Here is a 17,350-nt window from a genome sequence, read left to right on the forward strand (position 1 = left end):
CGGCGAAACGTTTCCAGACGTCGGCTGGAAGCTCTCGATGCCGCGCTCCCCTTGCCGGGCGGGCTCGCCCACGGCCTTGGACGAGGCCGGGCGGAGCCCTGCCCTGACCCGCACCTGACGCGGGCCGGTCCCCACGGCCGCGCCGCACCCGCCTGCCCGTAAGGAGCTCCATGTCCCGATCGCCTCGTCCGCGCCGCAGACTGCTCTCCGCGCTGGCCGCCCTGTCCGGGCTCGGCCTGATCGCCGCGTCCCCGGCCTCCGCCGCCCCGCTCCACCAGGAGCCCTACCGGCCCCAGTTCCACTTCACCCCGGCCCGGAACTGGATGAACGATCCCAACGGGCTCATCCACTACAAGGGCCAGTACCACCTGTTCTTCCAGTACAACCCGTCGGGCGACACCTGGGGCAACATGTCCTGGGGTCACGCGGTCAGCACCGACCTGGTGCACTGGAAGGAACTCCCGGTCGCCATCCCGCAGGACGCCGACGAGATGGTCTTCTCCGGCAGCGTGGTGCTGGACAGGAACAACACCACCGGCTTCGGCACCGCCGAGAACCCGCCGCTGGTCGCCGTCTACACGAGCCTGGTGAAGTCCGGCGGCGTCCAGCGGCAGTCCCTCGCCTACAGCACCGACGGCGGCACCACCTGGACGAAGTACTCCGGCAATCCGGTCCTCGACCTGGGTTCGACGGAGTTCCGCGACCCGAAGGTGTTCTGGTACGCGCCCACCCGCAGCTGGCTGATGGCCGTGGCCCTCTCCGACCAGCACAAGATCTCCTTCTACAGCTCGGCCGACCTCAAGCACTGGAGTCATCTGAGCGACTTCGGTCCGGCGGGCGCGACCGGCGGGGTGTGGGAGTGCCCCGACCTGTTCCCGCTGCCCGTGGACGGCGACGCGAAGAAGACCAAGTGGGTGCTGGCGGTCAACCTCAACCCCGGTGCCATCGCGGGCGGTTCGGGCGCCCAGTACTTCGTCGGCGACTTCGACGGCACCAAGTTCACCGCCGACGACAGCGGGGCGTACACCGCCCCGGCCGGTACCGCTCTCCAGGACTTCGAGTCCGGTTCGTTCGGGGACTGGACGGCCTCCGGCAGCGCGTTCGGCACCGGACCGGCGACGGGCGCCCTGGACGGCCAGAGCGCGGTGACCGGCTTCGGCGGCAAAACACTGGCCAACAGTTTTCATGGCGGTGACGCCGCCACCGGCACGCTGACCTCGCCCGCGTTCACCGTCACCGGCGACTACGTCAACTTCAGGGTCGGCGGCGGCAGGCACCCCTACCGGCCCGGTTCCGTCCTGGACGCGCAGCCCACGCCGGCCGGCGAGACACTCGCCGACTTCGAGGGCGGCACCTACTCCAGCCCCCTCGGCGACTGGACCACCACCGGCGACGCCTTCGGCACCGGACCGGCCGAGGGCACCCTGCCCGGCCAGCAGCAGGTGTCCGGCTACCTGGGCCACGGTCTCGTCAACAGTTTTCTGGGCGGGGACGCCGCCACCGGCACCCTCACCTCACCGGCCTTCACGATCGACAAGAAGTACCTGGACTTCCTCGTCGGCGGCGGCTACCACGGCGTCAGCTCCGGGTCCCCCACGGCCGTCGAACTCCTCGTGGACGGCAAGATGGTCCGCTCGGCCACGGGCAGCAACACGGAGGCCATGGACTGGGCCTCGTGGGACCTGTCCGACCTCCGGGGCAAGCAGGCCCGGATCAGGGTCGTGGACGCCGGCACCGGCGGCTGGGGCCACATCAACCTCGACCAGATGGTCCTCTCCGACACCCGGGCCCAGCCGCGCTCCGCCGAGACCGGCGTCAACCTGCTCGTGGACGGCAACGTCGTGCAGAGCGCCACCGGCTCCGACTCCGAGAACCTGGACTGGGCCTCCTTCAACACCACCGCCTACAAGGGGAAGAAGGTCCGGATCCAGATCGTCGACGCCAACACAGGCGGCTGGGGACACGTCCTCGCCGACGACTTCACCGTCGCCGCGGCACCCGCCCGGTCCGTCCTCCAGCGCGCCCACTGGCTCGACCACGGCCAGGACTTCTACGCCGCCAACAGCTTCACCGACGCTCCGGACGGCCGACGCGTCATGATCGCCTGGATGAACAACTGGAACTACGGGCAGGCCATCCCCACCAGCCCGTGGCGCAGCGCCGACACCTTCCCCCGTCAGCTCTCCCTGAAGACCATCGGCGGCAGGATCCAGCTGGTCCAGCAGCCGGTCGGCGAGCTGAAGACGCTGCGCGGGGCCGCCGCCGGCGTCCCGGCCACGACGGTCAGCAGCACCACCAGGCAACTCGGGGTGCGCGGCGGCACCGTGGAACTCGACGCCACGCTCACTCCCGGCACCGCCGAACGGTTCGGTCTCGACGTCCGCACCGGCGGCGCCCAGCGCACCCGGATCGGCTACGACACCACCACCGGCGAGGTCTACCTGGACCGCACCGCCTCGGGGGCGACGGACTTCGACCCGGCCTTCTCCAGCATCGAGCGCGCCCCGCTGGCCCTCGGCGGCAGCCACCTGAAGCTGCATGTCCTCGTCGACAACTCCTCGGTGGAGGTCTACGCCGAGAACGCCTCCGGCGAGCAGGTGGTCCTCACCGACCAGATCTTCCCCGATCCGGCCGGCACCAGCATCGGCGTCTTCGCGGACAACGGCACCGCCACACTCAGCCGGTTGAAGGTCTGGCAGCTGGCCTCCATCTGGAAGTGACCTGCCGTGTCAGGGGTGTTGCGGGCGCCGAGAGCACCTGGCGACACCCCTGACCGGGTCATCAGCGCCCGGCCTGCCGCATCGGCAGCCGCGCCTCACAACCCCGCGGTCACACGGTGGTCGCCGTCCGCGAACGTCAGATCCGTCGCCTCCATCGGCGCCTGGGCGAGCAGTGCGGGGCGGGGTCGTGCGGTGGGCGGGTCGGCGCCCTGGCGTTCGCAGGTCAGGGCGGACACCAGGACGGCGTCGTCCACGGCGATCCGCAGTACGCCCGGGTCGGCCGTGGTCAGCGCCGACGGGGTGTGCAGTCCGTGGCGGATCAGTGAGCCGAGGAGTCCCGCGGTGAACGCGTCGCCCGCGCCGACGGTGTCGACCACTGCCACGCGGCGGCCGGGACGGCTCAGGCTCTCCGCACCGGCACGGAAGACATGGGCGCCTTCGGGGCCGTCGGTGACGACGACCAGCAGCGCGCCCAACTCCAGCCAGCGCGCGGCGATCTCCACGATCGGGGTGTCCGGGTACAGCCACTCCACGTCCTCGCGGCTGGCCTTGACGAGGTGGGCGGCGGTGACACCGCGTTCGACGGCCTGCCTGCCGCGCTCCGGGTCACCGAGAAGGGCGGGGCGCACGTTGGGGTCGTAGCTGATCAGTGTCGTGCCGGTGGCGCGCAGGCGCCGGACCACGGCGTGGACGTGCTCCTCGGCCGGGGGCGTCCAGGAGGCGACCGAGCCGAAGTGCAGGACGGCGGTGCCCCGCGGGGCGAGGGCCGTCTCCGCCTCGGTCCACTGCCAGTCGGCGGTGCGGTCCAGGTAGAAGTCGTAACTCGCCCGCCCCTGCGGGTCCATGGAGACCACGGCGAGCGTGGTGGGCTCGGTGGCCCGCGGGGCGTACGTCAGGTCGACGCCCTCGGCGGCGGCGTGCGTGCGCAGCAGCCGGCCGAAGGTGTTGTCGGCGAGCCGTGCCATGAGCGCGGTGCGGTGGCCGAGCCGGGCGAGGCCGATGGCGACGTTGAAGGGGCTGCCGCCGGGCCGGGCGCGGTAGTCGCCGGGGGCGTCGAGCTGGACGAGGTCGATGAGCGCCTCGCCGATCACGGTCACGGCCGGGGGCGGTGCGGGGACTTGGGCGGCGTCAGTCATGGCGGGGTCCTCCGGCCGGGATCTCGCCGGAGCCCCGCTCGATCAGCCGGGTCGGCACGGTGACGGTGCGGGTGGGCGACTCGTCGCCGTCGAGACGGTGGAAGAGCATCTCGGCGGCCCTTCTGCCCACTTCCTCGACGTCCTGGGCGATGACGGAGATGCCCGGGTTGAGGATGTCGGCCAGCGGGAAGTCGTCGAAGCCGACCTGGGCGACGGTGTCCTGGAGTCCGAGGGCGCGCAGGGCACGCAGGGCTCCTATGGTGACCAGGTTCTGGCTGGTGAACAGGGCCGTGGGCGGATCCGGCAGCTCCAGCAGGCGTTTCGTGGCGGCCACGGCGGCCTCCTCGCCGGCCGGGACCTGCTGGACGATCGCCTCGTCGTAGGGGAGGTGCGCGACCTCCAGCGCGTGCCGGTAGCCGTCGAAACGCTGTGCGGCGGTCGGGATGGTGGGCCGGTCACCGAGGTAGGCGATGCGGCGGTGGCCCACTTTGATCAGGTGTTCCACGGCGGTGAGGGCGCCCTGCCGGTTGTCGGAGACGACCGCGTCCGCGTCGAGGAGGCCGGCCTCGCGGTCGACGAAGACCATCCGGGTGCCGGTGCGCTGCTCGTTGATCAGGTAGCTCTGGTCCCGGCCGGCCGGGACGATCACCAGTCCGTCGACCCGGCGGTCGACCAGCGCCTGGGCCAACTCCCGTTCCCGGGCCGGGTCCTCGTCCAGGCTGCCGACCAGGACCAGCACTCCGCGGGCCCGGGCCACGTTCTCCACGGTGCGGGTCAGGGCGGCCGAGAAGGGGTTCGCGGCGTCCTCGACGAGCATGCCGATGGTGGCCGTACGACCGTCCCCGCGGCGCAGACTGCTCGCCGTGAGGTTGGGCCGGTAGCCCAGTTGGTCGGCGGCCTCGCGGACCCGGGTGACGATCGCCGGATCGACGGTGGGGACGCCGTTGAAGACCCGGGAGACGGTCTTGATGGCGACTCCGGCCAGCGCCGCGACCTCACGCATGGTGGGGCGGCTGCGGGTGGACCGGGCCGGCGCCTCGCCCTGAGTCATCGTTGTCTCCAACCGGATTCGCGTTACCTACTCGTTGCCGACGCATGTCTACCAGCCTCTTGACGCCCTCGTCCATAGAGGCCCAGTATCTCGCCCAGTCAACGTTGTCTCAGCGTCGGCCAAGGGACGGCACCGAAAGGGATCACGCCATGAACCTCTCCACCAGCCAGATGTCGAGCCGCCGCAGCCGGCGCAGCCGGGCGGCAGCGATCGGCGTCACGGTGTGCCTCGGCGCCACGCTCGCGGCCTGTGGCTCATCCGGCTCCAGCTCCTCCGCGTCCGGCTCGGGCGGGGGCGGCAAGGTCGGGGTCTCGCTGATCCTGAAGACCCTCAGCAACCCGTACTTCGTGAGCATGGAGAAGGACGCCAAGGCCCAGGCCGGCAAGGACAACGTGAGTCTCACGGTGGCCGCGGGCACCAGCGACGGCGACACACAGACCCAGATCACCGCCATCGACAACGCGATATCGCGGGGCGACAAGGGCATCCTCATCACCACCAACGGCGACGCCGTGAACGCCGCCCTCGGCCGCGCCAAGCAGGCCGGCCTCTTCGTGATCGCCCTCGACACCGCGCCCAACCCGGCGAGCACCGCGGACATCACCTACGCCACCGACAACGAGCAGGCCGGCAAGCTCATCGGCCAGTACGCGGCGGCCTCCCTGAACGGCAAGCCGGCCGTCATCGCCATGCTCGACCTGTTCAACAACCAGGTCGTCTCCGTGGACATCAACCGCGACCACGGCTTCCTCGAAGGCATGGGGATCGACCCCGGCAGCAAGACCGAGAACGGCAAGGAGGCCAAGTCCGGCAAGTACACCGGCGGCAAGGGCGGCACGTACAAGGTCGTCTGTCACCAGCCCACCCAGGGCGCCATCGACGGCGGCCGCACCGCGATGGAGAACTGCCTGTCCGCCAACCCGGACATCAACGTCGTCTACGCGATCAACGAGCCCGCCGGTGAGGGCGCGTACAACGCGCTCAAGGCGGCCGGCAAGGAGAAGCAGGCGGCGATCTTCGCGATCGACGGCAGCTGCTCCGGCCTGAAGAACGTCACCAGCGGCGAGTTCGCGGCCGACGCCGTGCAGTACCCGGGCAAGATGGCCGCCCTCGGCGTCAGCTCGATCGCCAAGCTGGCCCGCGGCGGCAGCAAGCCCAGCGTCACCAACGGCAAGTCGTTCTACGACACCGGCACGGCCCTCGTCGCCGCCAAGTCCCTCGACGGACTGACCGTGCAGTCCCCCTCCCAGGCCGCCTCCGCCTGCTGGGGCAGCTGACACCCCGCGGGTGCGGCCCCGGTGACCGGAGCCGCACCCGCACCCCCGCTCATCAGTCCGTACCAGGGAAAACACCGGAAGGACCCCCTGTGACCACCCACGTGGAGAAAGCCACTCCGGCACCGGCGGAGGAGTTCCTCAACAGGCCCGCCACCCCCAGCCAGCGCATCCACTCGGTGCTGCACCGTCAGCCGGCCCTCAGCCCGGCGATCGTCCTCGTGCTCGCCGCCATCGTGTTCTCCCTGGTGAACGAGCGCTTCTACGCGTTGCAGAACCTGTCGCTGATCGCCCAGCAGGTGGCCGTCATCGGCTCGCTCGCCGTCGGGCAGACGGTCATCATCCTCACCGCCGGCATCGACCTGTCGATCGGCGCGGTGATGGTGCTCTCCTCGCTGCTGATGTCGAAGCTCGTCGCCGACAACCACTGGCCCGGCGTGTTCGCCCTGCTCGCCGGGGCCGTCGTCGCGATAGCCGCCCAGGCCGTCAACGGCCTTCTGGTGACCAAGGTCAAACTGCCACCCTTCATCGTCACCCTCGGCACCCTCAGCGTCTTCACCGCGATCACCCTCATCTACGCCAAGGGCCAGACGGTCGCCCTCCAGCCGGGCAACATCCTGATGTGGACGGCCAACACGGTCTCGCTGGGCCAGCTCAACCTGACCAACGGCGTCCTGCTCATGATCGCCCTGTACGTCGTGATCGGGTACGCCCTGCGGTACACCGCCTGGGGACGCCACCTGTACGCGGTCGGCGACGACAGCGAGGCCGCGCGCCTGGCCGGCATCTCCGTCAACCGGGTGCTGCTGAGCGCCTACATGGTCGGCGGCTTCGCGATCGCCGTGGGCGCCTGGATCCTCGTCGGCCGGGTCGGCGGCGGTGACCCCAACAGCGGCCTGAACGCCAACCTCCAGTCCATCACCGCTGTCGTGATCGGCGGCACCAGCCTCTTCGGCGGACGCGGAGTGGTCTTCGGCTCGCTGATCGGCGCGCTGATCGTCCAGGTCTTCGTCAACGGCCTCGCGCTTGCCGGGATCGACCCCAACTACCAAGTCCTCGCAGTCGGCATCCTGGTGATCGCGGCTGTCTCCGTCGACCAGTGGATCCGGAGTGTGAAGTCGTGACGACCGCCACCGCCCCCGTTCTCGAGGCCAAGGGCCTGGTCAAGGTCTTCGGCCGGGTCGTCGGCCTGAACGACGTCGACCTCACCCTGCACGCCGGCGAGGTCCTCGCCGTCATCGGCGACAACGGCGCCGGCAAGTCCACCCTGATCAAGTGCCTGTCCGGAGCGCTCGTCCCGGACCAGGGAACCCTCCTGGTCGACGGGAAGGAGGTCAGCTTCAAGCGGCCCCAGGACGCCCGCGACGCCGGCATCGAGACCGTGTACCAGACCCTCGCCGTCTCGCCCGCCCTGGACATCGCCAGCAACCTGTTCCTCGCCCGCGAGATCCGCCGCAAGGGAATCCTCGGCTCGGTGTTCCGCATGCTCGACACCGGCGAGATGAAGAAGCAGGCCGCCGACCACATCAAGCGGCTCGGCATCGGCACCCTCCAGAACATCAACCAGGCCGTGGAGACGCTCTCCGGAGGACAGCGCCAGTCGGTCGCCGTCGCCCGCACCGCGGCCTTCGGCGGCCGGGTCGTCATCCTCGACGAACCCACCGCCGCGCTCGGCGTCCGCGAGACCGGCCAGGTCCTCCGGCTCGTCCGCGACCTGCGCGACCAGGGCCTCGGCGTCATCCTCATCAGCCACAACATGCCCAACGTGTTCGAGGTCGCCGACCGCATCCACATCCAGCGCCTCGGCGGCTGCGCCGGCGTCATCACCCCGGACGCGTACTCCATGGAGGACGCGGTGGCCATCATGACGGGCGCGAAGAAGCTCGCCCCCGAGGCGAGCTGAAGGGAACGCGACGGGAATGACCGCCGAGTACCGGATCACCGAGAGCCGCCTCGGCGGCGAACCCACCCTCACCGTCTCCGCACCGGACGGCTCCCCGCGCGCCGTCGTCGCCCTGCACGGAGCGACGCTGCTGAGCTGGCAGGTCACGCCCGAGGCCGGCGGCGAGCCGAAGGAGCTGACGGACGGCTACCGCGACGAGAAGGAACTCCTGGCCCAGGACGGCGTCCGCGCCGGACTGCTGGCCCCCTTCCCCAACCGGGTGGCCGACGGCCGCTACCGCTACGGCGGCCACGACCACGACCTGCTCCCCGGCATCCACGGCGAGCGGCTGATCTACCACGGCTTCGCCCGCGAGGCCCCCTTCGTCCTCGCCGAAGCCGACACGACCCCCGACGCGGCCCGGCTGCTGCTGCGCACGGGCATCCGGCCGGACACGTACCCCGGCTATCCCTTCGCCCTCGACCTCACCGTCGTCTACACGTTCACCGCCCACGAGGTGGACATCGACATCAGCGCGACCAACGTCGGCGGGACGACCGCGCCCTACGCGGCGGGCTGGCACCCCTACTTCACGCTGTCCCGTCCCATCGACGACCTGACCCTGCGGGTGCCCGCCGACACCCTGATCCGTACCGACGCCGCCCTCATCCCACTGCCCGGCGAGGACGCCCGGCTCCCCCTGGACGACCGTCCCGACATGGACTTCCGCTCACCACGGCGGCTGGGCGACGCGGTCATCGACGCCTGTTACGCGGACCTCGTCCCCGGTCCCGACGGCCGCATCGAGACGGTCCTGACCGACCCGGCGACCGGCGAGGAACTGCGGATCTGGCAGCACAGCGGCTACCTGCACGTCTTCACCGGCGACACCCTGGCCCGCGACCGCCGCGCCTCCATCGCGCTCGAACCCGTCGAGACGACGACCGACGCCTTCAACCGCCCCGAACACACCGCCGCACTCGCCCTGGAACCCGGCCGAACCCGATCCTTCGCCTTCGGCGTCCGGTACGGCGGTCGGGAGAGGGCCGTGTGAGCTGATGACGGTGGATGCCGGGTGAGCCGGTGACTGTGGTGGCCGAGTGAGCCGGTGACTGTGGAGGCCCAGTGAGCCGGTGCCCAGGAGCGCCACGCGAGCCGAGGCCCGCGCGCGCCGGGTGAGCCGACGCCCGGGAGTGCCACACGAGCCGAAACCCGCGCGCACCGGGTGAGCCGGAGCCCGTCGACGCGCTCAGGCCGATGCCCGTACCACCAGTTCGGGCACCAGCCACGCGTCCGGGCCGGTCAGCGGCTCCTCGCCGGCCCGTAGCCGGGCCACCTGCTCGACGGCCAGCCGGCCAAGCCGGCGTTTGTCGAGGTGAAGGGTGGTGAGGGCGGGCTCCACCAGTTCGCTCAGCGCGAGCCCGTCGAAGCCCAGCACGGCCAGATCCTCGGGCACTCTGCGGCCCCGGCGCCGCGCGGCCCGCATCGCGCCGACCGCGATGAGGTCGTTGAAGCCGAACACCGCGGTGACCTGCGGCCGGGCGTCGAGCAGCCGGTCCATGGCCTCTTCGCCGCCCGCCACACTGTGCTGGTCGGACATCACGATCCAGCTGTCGTCGACCGGCAGTCCGTGCCGCCGGACCTCGGCGAGGAAGGCCGCACGGCGGGCGCCGGGGACGGGCCGGTCGCCGTCGAGCATGCCGATCCGCCGGTGCCCGCCCCGGACCAGATGCGCGATGCCTTGCCGGAGTCCCGCGTCGGCGTCGACGCCGACGGCCGCGAACCGGGTCTGGCGGGGGCCGCGTTCCAGCAGGACGAGGGGCATCCCGCCGAGGTGGCGGGCGAGCACCTCGTCGTCGTTCTTCAGGTAGCCCACCACCGCGTCCACCTGGTGCGCCAGCACCGCGAGCGCCTCGCGCTCCCGGTCCACGTCGGTGCGGGTGTCCCAGACCACGACCTGCCAGCCGCGCTCCTCGGCGGCCTCCAGGACCCCGGCAGCAATCTCGGGAAAGAACGGGTTCATCAGATCCGGGATGACCAGCCCCGCGGTGACCGTGCCCTTGCGGACCAGCCCGCGCGCGAACCGGCTCGGGCGGTAGTCCAGCGTCCGCACGGCCTCCAGCACCCGTGCCTTGGTGCTTGGATCAATCTCGCCCTTGTCGTTGACGGCCCGCGAGACGGTCTGCCGGGAGACGCCCGCCAGTTCCGCGACGTCGTGGATGGTGGCCCGGCGCCGGGACCCTTCGGCCGCCCGCCCGCTCGGCTCCCGCTGCTGCTCGGTCCACATGCCGTGCACTGTATCCAGCCACCCGGAGGCCGCCCGGCACGGGTCCGCTTCCCCGTCGCCGGCGTCCCGTCGCCGCCGTCAGAACAGCGCGCTGTACCCGTTGAGCGCAGGCTGCCCGCCGAGGTGGGCGTACAGCACCGTGGACTCGGGCCCGATCTCCCCGCGCTCGACGAGGTCGATCATTCCGGCCATGGACTTGCCCTCGTAGACCGGGTCGGTGACCATGCCCTCGGTGCGGGCGGCGAGGCGCATCGCGGCGAGGGTGGTCTCGTCGGGGATGCCGTAGACGCCGGCGTGGTAGCGCTCGTCGAGCTCGACGTCCGCCTCCGTCAACTCCCTCTCGACGCCGATGAGTTGTCCGGTGTTGTGGGCGATCCGCGCGATCTGTTCCCGGGTGGCGACGGGCTTCGCGGAGGCGTCGATGCCGAGGATCCGGCGGGGACGGCCACCGGCCTGCTCCAGCGCGCGGAACCCGGCGACCATGCCGGCCTGGGTGGAGCCGGTCACGGAGCACACCACGACCGTGTCGAAGAAGACGCCCAACTCCCGTTCCTGCTCGGCGACCTCGTACGCCCACCCGGCGAACCCGAGACCCCCGAGCGGGTGGTCGGAGGCACCCGCCGGGATGGCGTACGGCTTCCCGCCGGACTCCTCGACGTCCCGGAGCGCCCGCTCCCAGCTCTCCTTGAAACCGATCCCGAACCCGGCCTTCACCAGCCGTACGTCGGCCCCGGCGAGCCGGCTGATCAGGATGTTGCCGACCTTGTCGTACACCGCGTCCGGCCAGTCCACCCAACTCTCCTGCACGAGCACGCACTTGAGCCCGGCCCGGGCCGCGACGGCGGCCACCTGCCGGGTGTGGTTGGACTGGACGCCGCCGATCGAGACGAGGGTGTCGCAGCCCTGGGCGAGGGCGTCGGCGACCAGGTACTCCAGCTTGCGGGTCTTGTTGCCGCCGAACGCGATCCCGGAGTTGCAGTCCTCCCGCTTGGCCCACAGCGCGGCACCGCCGAGGTGCGCGGTGAGGCGTTCCAGCGGGTGCACCGGGGACGGCCCGAAGAGCAGGGGGTAACGGTCGTACGAGGCAAGGGACTTGGTGGCCATGGGTCCTCCGGGGTCAGTCGCTGTCGGCGAGCTCGGCAAGCCCTCGCCAGATCTCCGCCGTGACGTCGACGGCCCGGTCGACGTCACCTGCGGCGCAGGCCTCGATCAGCCGGTCGTGCAGGTTCGCCGAGCGGCAGGTGCCGCCCTCGCCGAAGCGCCGGCGCTCCAGGCGGCGGATGAGGGGGGTGTAGCGGGCGGCGGTGGCGGCGGCCGCGCGGTTGCCGCTGACGCGGACGAGTACGTCGTGCAGGTCGTCGTCGGCGTGCAGGGCCTCGTCCACGTCACCCGCGGCGACGGCGGCCGCGAAGCGTGCGTTGGCGGCGCGCATCGTCTCGATGTCGGCGGCGAACAGGCGCGGTACGGCGACCCGGGTGACCAGTTCGTGCATGGCGCCGACCACGGCGGCGGCGTCGCGCACCTCGGCGGCGTCCACCCGGGTCACCCGGGTGTAGCTCTGCGGCTTGCTCTCCAGCAGCCCCTCGTCCACCAGCCGCGCGAACGCCTCCCGCACCGGCGCCCGCGACAGCCCGAGCCGCTCGGCGAGCTCCCCGTCCCGCACGACGGCCCCGGGCTCGATCTCCCCGGCCACGATGGCGTCCCGGATGGACGCGTAGGCCTGGTCCCTCAGCAGGGTGCGGGCGAGCGGTCGGATGGCCTTCATGAACTGAAATGTTAGATGTCAGTAGGTCGTCCGGCAAGACATGGGAGTGGCCCGCACCCCCGTGAAGTGCGGGCCACGCTCGGGGCTCAGGCCGCCCAGGGCCAGTCGGCGTCCTGGGCCGCCTCGAGCAGCGGAACCATCCGGAAGGCCGCGTCCGAGAGGCCTCCGAAGGTGTGGCGGTTGCCGGTGCCGGAGGGGCCGTGACCCGCCCGGTGGCCGGCGAGGTTCCAGGTGTAGACCGGCACCTCGGCGGGGACCTGCTCGGTCGGACCGCCATGCCGGTGGTAGGTGTACTGCTCGTCGGTGACGATCAGCACCCGGTCCTGGCCCCGGTAGTGCGCGCGGATCGCCGAGGTGGTGTCGGTGCCGCCCAGGTCGCCGAAGCGGCCGAGGATCTTCAGCACCGACTCGCCCCTGCCGATCGCGAGCCGCCGGTTCGTGGTACCGAACTCGACGAGGTCCGCGTCCTCGGCGCGCAGCGCGAGCGCCGTGCCGAAGATCGCTGCCGCGTCGGCCCGGTTGAGCTGCGAGCGGTCGGACAGCCGCGCCCACATCGAACCCGAGCGGTCCACCAGGACCAGGGTCCGGCCGGGCAGCGCGGGTACGTTCGCCAGCGAGTGGCCGAGCGCCTGTTCCAGCGGGTGGGACCAGCGCAGCGAGGGCGCGTGCCGGTACGCGGCGAGGTAGCGGAACGGGAACTGCCGCGAGCGTACGACCTCCGCCGGGTCGCTGATCCTCTCCGCCACCTGCGCGGCGACCTCGTCCGAGACGCCGGCCTCGTCGAAGTTGCGCAGGTTCCTGACGAGTGCCATCGCACCCATGGACGGGATCACGGCCTCCCAGGCCGCTTTGTCCATCGGGCCCTGGAGCCAGCCCGCCAGCGCCTCCCAGGTCATGCCGGCCGCGGCCAGCCGTTCGGCACCGCCCTCGGACGTGACCACGGCCCGCCGTGCCTCGACCGGCTGCGCCATCAGCTCGCGGTGCGCGGTCAGGACCCGGCTCGACCCGGGCGGTACGGCGGTGTCGGGGTGGTGCCGGCGGTCGAGGGCGTACTGGAACAGCTCGCCCTGCCACGGCTTGTCCGGGTCCGGAACCGCGTGCACGAGGTTGAGGACGTCGCCGAAGCGGTAGCCCTTGGACGCGGTGTCGTACTTCAGCAGCGACCTGCCGCTGTACAGACGGCGTACGGCGTCGGCGATGCCCCGCTTGACGGGCTTGGGGACGTTACGGCCGTAGCGCGAGGTCCAGTACCCGAGGAACTCGCCGGGCTCGTCGGGTCGCTGGAGCACGGAGGCCACGACCTGCCGGTTCGAGGGGCCCTCGGTCATGCCCGCGTCGAGACGCGCCTTGACGTACTCGGCGGCGCCCACGAGGGAGGCGGTACGGAGGTTGCCCTCGCCGCGCAGCCAGCCGAGGAGGCCGGCGGTCCAGGTGGGGTCGGTGACGGCGAGTTCGCGCACGAGGCACACGAAACGGTCGTCGCGGTCCGCGCCGGACTCGTAGAAGGTCTGCTGGGAGACGAAATTGGAGACCGCGAGCAGAAAGAGCTCGGAGCGCGTGTCGCGCTCATGACCCCGGCCGCCCTCGTAGGTCCGCAGAATGCGGCCGGTCGAGGTGACCCGCGAGACGGGGTGGGCCCGTGCGGCCTTCCTGTTGAATCGCGCCATGGTGAATTCCCCCGAATTCATTGCTGTTCCGGAGGGAGACACGGCGAAAGGAGGGTGCCCGAGATCAGGAGTCGGCTGCGGACTTTATTCCGGTGCTCTGTCCCATTGAGCTACACCGACCCGAAGTCGATGACGGGACTCGAACCCGCAACCACCGGATCCCAAGAAGTAACCGCTGCCTGCGCACCGGGCACCCACCTTGAGCCGCGCCTCCCGAGATCAATTCGACGGCGGCATCGGATTCTTTGAGAGAGAAGTAGCCGCCGTCTTCGCACCGGGAGGTGCGTTGTCGTGATCTCACTGTAGGAGGCGCGACTCAGGTGGAGCGAGCGAATAAAGTCCAGCCGGTTCAGCCGCGCTTCTGGCGCTTCCACGGCCCCGTGATCGCCAGCATGATTCCCGGAGTCTGGATGTTGGCGTACAGCGTCTTTCCGTCGGGTGAGAAGGTGACGCCCGTGAACTCGCTGTACTCGGGCTCCTCTTCGGTGCCGATGTTCAGTTCGTTGCGGGCGATCGGGTAGGTGCGGCCGCTCTCCGTGGCGCCGAACAGGTGCTGGACGCCCTCGCCGTCCTCGGCGATGACGAGGCCGCCGTACGGGGAGACGGTGATGTTGTCGGGGCCGTCGAAGGCGCCGTCCTGGGACGGGTCCGGGTTCACGCCGAGGAGGACCTTCAGGGTCAGGGTGCGGCGCTTGGGGTCGTAGAACCAGACCTGGCCGTCGTGCTGGACGGGGCTCTCCTCACGGGCGTACGAGGAGACGACGTACGCACCGCCGTCGCCCCACCACATGCCCTCGAGCTTGCGGGCGCGAGTGACCTGGCCGGTGGTGAACTGCTTGCGGACGGAGGTCGTCTTCGCGTCACGGTCGGGGACGTCCACCCAGTCCACTCCGTACACCGTGCCGATCTTCGTGGCACGGGAGAGGTCGTCCACGAACTTGCCGCCGGAGTCGAAGCACTTGAAGGCCTGAAGGACCCCCGCGTCGTCGGCAAGGGTGCGCAGCTTGCCGCGGCCGTGGTGGAAGCCCGCCGGCGGGGTCCAGCGGAAGAGCAGGCCGTTGGGGCCGGAGGCGTCCTCGGTCAGGTAGGCGTGGCCGCGCTTGGGGTCGATGACGACCGCCTCGTGGGCGTACCGGCCGAACGCCTTGACGGGCTTGGGGTCGCGGTTGGCGCGGCGGTCCTCGGGGTCGACCTCGAAGATGTAGCCGTGGTCCTTGGTCATCCCGTTCTGGCCGGCCTTGTCCTCGGTCTCCTCGCCGGTGAGCCAGGTGCCCCAAGGAGTGGTGCCGCCCGCGCAGTTGGTGGAGGTACCGGCGATGCCGACCCACTCGGCGACATGTCCGTGGCGGACCTCGACGACCGTGCAGCCACCGGAGGCGGCGGGGTCGTAGACGAGACCCTCGGTGAGCGGCACGGGGTGCGGCCAGTTGGCACGCGGGCCCTTGAGCTCGTGGTTGTTGACCAGGAGGGTCGCCCCGCGGGGACCGCAGAAGGTGGCCGTGCCGTCGTGGTTGGAGGGGGTGAACTCACCCGACTCCAGCTTGGTCCTGCCGCTGTAGGTGATGACCTTGTACGTGAAGCCGGCGGGCAGCGCGAGCAGGCCCTGCGGGTCGGCGATCAGCGGACCGTAGCCGACACCGTGGTGGTGGCCCGCGGTCTGCGCGCCCTCGCTCTCGACGTCGGTCGCGGCGAGCGCGTTGGGTGCGGTGGCGAGGGCGCCGACCGTGCCCGCCAGTGCCACACCGGCACCGGTGATCGCGGTTTTCGCGGCAAAGTCCCTGCGGGTGAGCGACATGGTGTCTCCTGAGACGGTGGATTGACGCCGTGGAGGGTGGCGGACCTCGGTTCGGCGCAACGGTCCCGTCCATGTCTGAACACCGGTTGAACGGCGGGGAGATTCAGTGGACCCGGTTCCATGAATCAACAAAGGGCAGGGAAAGCGCCCCTTTAGGGGCGCGGGGAACTGCGCGAGCAACCCCCACCCGCCCGCACCTGGGCCACCGCCCTAACCACCCTGCTGCGACCGCGCCTTGAACGCGGCCTTGCGCGCCTCCTTCGCCACCTTCTTGTCCGGGTGCAACCGCCCCATCGCCTCCAGCACATCCGCCGTGGCCGGGTGGTCCACCCGCCAGGCCGCCGCGAAGAACCCGCCGTGCTGCTGGGCCAGTCCCTCGACCAGCCCTTGCAGCTCCTCGGAGTTGCCCTCCGCGGCCAGCTGCGCGGCGATGGTGTCGACGGTCAGCCAGAACACCATGTCCTGGGAGGGCGCGGGCACGTCCTCGAAGCCCCGCTCGACCAGCCAGACCCGGGCGAGCCCGCCCAGCTCGGGGTCGTCGAGGACCTCCCGCAGCGCGGGCTCCGCGACCGTGCCGACGAGGGACAGGGCCTGCTGACACCGCAGCCGGCGCAGCGGCGCGCCCTGGTCGCCGCCCCGGGCCGCGCCCAGCAACTCCCGTGCTGCCGCGAGGGGTTCACGGCGGGCCAGCCACTGCTCGGTCTCGGCCTGGGCGGCGGACGGCGGGAAGACGGCGGTGCCGTCGAGGAGCGCGTCCCCGCCCTTGTCGGCGAGGTCACCGACGGCCGGTGCCGCGATCCCCGCCTCCAGCAGCCGCGAGCGCAGTCCGTACAGGCCGAGGGGGGTCAGCCGGACCATGCCGTAGCGGGAGACGTCGGTCTCGTCGACGACCGCGGCGGGTTCCTCGTCGGTGTCCGCCATCAGGGCCTCGTCGACGGGCCGGTACGCCACCAGGCCGATCGGCTCCAGGATCCGGAACTGGTCGTCGAGCCGCATCATCGCGTCGGAGACCTGCTCCAGGACGTCGTTGGTGGGCTCGCCCATGTCGCTGGGCACGATCATCGAGGCGGCGAGGGCGGGCAGGGGCACGGTGCCGTCGCCCGGTCCGTCCTCGCTGACCGTGAGCAGGTAGAGGTTGCCGAGGACCCCGTCCAGGAACTCCTGCTCGGCCTGCGGGTCCCAGTCCAGGGAGGTGAGGTCGACCTCGCCGCCCTCGTCCAGGGCGTCGACCAGGTCGTCGAGGTCGGGAACGCTCGCGTCGGCCAGCACGGTCTCCAGCGCGGTCAGCCACACCCCGAGCACGTCCTGCGGGGAGCCGGTGAGCAGGGCCAGGTCGGCGCCCGCGGCGACCGTGCCCTCCTCCTCGTCGACGATCTCCACCAGACCGGTGTCGAGGGCGACCCGCCAGGCCTCGCTCGCACAGGCCGCCGCGTCGTCACCGGTCAGTCCGAGTTCCGAGGCCGCCGCGGGCAGCTGTTCCTCGACGAGTCCGCCCCCGGCGTCGACCCGGGTGTCCTCGCCGGCCCAGCGGGCGAGCCGGGCCGCCCGGGTGAGCAGGGGCGTGGACAGGGCGTCCCGCGCCAGCTCCGCTTCGGGGTGCAGTCGCACCGGCGGCAGGGGGGAGCTGTCTGACATCGGCTGTTTCTCCTAGGACGCGTCGTGCCACTCAGCCGCTCAGCGTAGACGGATATCCACCCATGCCGCCCGGTTCATGTACCGGACAGGTTGCGTACATGGCTGAAACCTTGACAACTGGCCTGAGCAGGCAGGAGA

The 17,350-nt window shown here is 71.2% G+C and carries 13 protein-coding genes; 5 read left to right on the top strand and 8 right to left on the bottom strand.

What is annotated here, in order from left to right; translation table 11 throughout:
• Positions 1-170 precede the first annotated feature (170 nt).
• Entirely contained in the window at positions 171-2,720 is a 2,550-nt protein-coding gene (locus tag IF54_RS0114905) for a glycoside hydrolase family 32 protein (protein WP_030318566.1), read from the top strand.
• A gap of 95 nt (positions 2,721-2,815) precedes the next feature.
• On the opposite strand, the gene IF54_RS0114910 is transcribed toward IF54_RS0114905, so the two are convergent.
• Positions 2,816-3,856: a carbohydrate kinase family protein gene (locus IF54_RS0114910; RefSeq protein WP_234438985.1), complete on the bottom strand. Its 1,041-nt coding sequence runs from the start codon at positions 3,854-3,856 to the stop codon at positions 2,816-2,818.
• The gene (locus IF54_RS0114915; RefSeq protein WP_030318569.1) at positions 3,849-4,907 is read right to left on the bottom strand and encodes a LacI family DNA-binding transcriptional regulator; all 1,059 of its coding nucleotides are present in this window, start codon (positions 4,905-4,907) and stop codon (positions 3,849-3,851) included. Before IF54_RS0114915 ends, IF54_RS0114910 begins: the two co-directional genes overlap by 8 nt.
• A gap of 149 nt (positions 4,908-5,056) precedes the next feature.
• Here IF54_RS0114915 and IF54_RS0114920 point away from each other — a divergent pair, with 149 nt between their 5' ends.
• The 4 genes from IF54_RS0114920 to IF54_RS0114935 all read left to right on the top strand — a co-directional run bounded on the left by IF54_RS0114920 (position 5,057) and on the right by IF54_RS0114935 (position 9,117).
• Positions 5,057-6,184, top strand: coding sequence for a substrate-binding domain-containing protein (locus IF54_RS0114920; RefSeq protein ID WP_030318571.1), 1,128 nt, complete (start codon positions 5,057-5,059; stop codon positions 6,182-6,184).
• A gap of 89 nt (positions 6,185-6,273) precedes the next feature.
• Entirely contained in the window at positions 6,274-7,305 is a 1,032-nt protein-coding gene (locus IF54_RS0114925; protein WP_020137662.1) for an ABC transporter permease, read from the top strand.
• Positions 7,302-8,084 carry an ATP-binding cassette domain-containing protein gene (locus tag IF54_RS0114930; protein WP_020137661.1) on the top strand — a complete coding sequence of 261 codons (783 nt, stop codon included), beginning with the start codon at positions 7,302-7,304 and terminating at the stop codon, positions 8,082-8,084. Before IF54_RS0114925 ends, IF54_RS0114930 begins: the two co-directional genes overlap by 4 nt.
• Positions 8,085-8,100: 16 nt before the next feature.
• Entirely contained in the window at positions 8,101-9,117 is a 1,017-nt protein-coding gene (locus tag IF54_RS0114935; protein WP_030318574.1) for an aldose 1-epimerase, read from the top strand.
• A 195-nt stretch (positions 9,118-9,312) separates the two neighbouring features.
• Here IF54_RS0114935 and IF54_RS0114940 read toward each other — a convergent pair whose 3' ends face one another.
• The 6 genes from IF54_RS0114940 to IF54_RS0114965 all read right to left on the bottom strand — a co-directional run bounded on the left by IF54_RS0114940 (position 9,313) and on the right by IF54_RS0114965 (position 17,212).
• Positions 9,313-10,350, bottom strand: coding sequence for a LacI family DNA-binding transcriptional regulator (locus IF54_RS0114940; RefSeq protein ID WP_030318575.1), 1,038 nt, complete (start codon positions 10,348-10,350; stop codon positions 9,313-9,315).
• A 78-nt stretch (positions 10,351-10,428) separates the two neighbouring features.
• Complete coding sequence (locus IF54_RS0114945) at positions 10,429-11,454, bottom strand: 1-aminocyclopropane-1-carboxylate deaminase (RefSeq protein ID WP_030318576.1); 1,026 nt, start codon at positions 11,452-11,454, stop codon at positions 10,429-10,431.
• A gap of 13 nt (positions 11,455-11,467) precedes the next feature.
• Entirely contained in the window at positions 11,468-12,115 is a 648-nt protein-coding gene (locus IF54_RS0114950) for a GntR family transcriptional regulator (protein WP_030318577.1), read from the bottom strand.
• A gap of 86 nt (positions 12,116-12,201) precedes the next feature.
• A complete protein-coding gene (locus tag IF54_RS0114955; protein WP_030318580.1) occupies positions 12,202-13,782 on the bottom strand; it encodes a TROVE domain-containing protein in 1,581 nt (526 codons plus the stop codon).
• Between the two features lie 349 nt (positions 13,783-14,131).
• Complete coding sequence (locus tag IF54_RS0114960) at positions 14,132-15,577, bottom strand: alkaline phosphatase PhoX (protein ID WP_030318583.1); 1,446 nt, start codon at positions 15,575-15,577, stop codon at positions 14,132-14,134.
• Positions 15,578-15,787: 210 nt separating this feature from the next.
• Positions 15,788-17,212: a hypothetical protein gene (locus IF54_RS0114965; protein ID WP_030318585.1), complete on the bottom strand. Its 1,425-nt coding sequence runs from the start codon at positions 17,210-17,212 to the stop codon at positions 15,788-15,790.
• Positions 17,213-17,350: the final 138 nt, after the last annotated feature.

The organism is Streptomyces sp. NRRL B-3229 (genome assembly GCF_000719505.1).
Lineage (GTDB): Bacteria > Actinomycetota > Actinomycetes > Streptomycetales > Streptomycetaceae > Streptomyces > Streptomyces griseorubiginosus.